The sequence below is a fragment of the Pantoea sp. OVA07A genome (assembly GCF_019969975.1).
Classification (GTDB): Bacteria; Pseudomonadota; Gammaproteobacteria; order Enterobacterales; family Enterobacteriaceae; genus Pantoea; species Pantoea agglomerans.
Genome location: NZ_JAHXYM010000022.1, coordinates 1 through 497, shown reverse-complemented (window position 1 = coordinate 497; position 497 = coordinate 1). Strand labels below are relative to the sequence as shown.

At 67.2% G+C, this 497-nt stretch carries 1 protein-coding gene; it reads right to left on the bottom strand.

Features of this window, described 5'->3' with window-relative positions; translation table 11 throughout:
* A partial coding sequence (locus tag LC417_RS22285) for a radical SAM protein (protein WP_223566361.1) occupies positions 1–459 on the bottom strand: 459 nt, incomplete at its 3' end.
* Positions 460–497 lie beyond the last annotated feature (38 nt).

Here is a 497-nt window from a genome sequence, read left to right as displayed (position 1 = left end):
ATCGCACCCAGCGTCGTGCAGATCGTTCAGCGCCTGCACGACCTCCTCCGGCTCCTCGCCCATGCCGAGGATGAGGTTGGACTTCGTGATGAGACCGGCATCCCGAGCCTGCGTGATCACGTCGAGCGAGCGCTCATAGCGGAACGCGGGGCGGATGCGCTTGAAGATGCGCGGGACGGTCTCGACGTTGTGCGCGAAGACCTCGGGGCGGGCTTCGAAGACCTCGCCGAGCAGTGCAGGGTCGCCGTTGAAGTCCGTGGCGAGGAGCTCGACGCCGGTGTTCGGGTTCATCGCGTGGATCTGCCGAATGGTCTCGGCGTTGAGCCAGGCACCGCCGTCGGGCAGGTCGTCACGGGCGACGCAGGTGACGGTGGCGTAGCGGAGGTTCATCCGGACGATGCTCTCGGCGACGCGACGCGGTTCGTCGGTGTCGTAGTCGGCGGGTTTGCCCGTGTCGATCTAGCAGAAGTCGCAGCGGCGCGTGCACTGCGACCCCC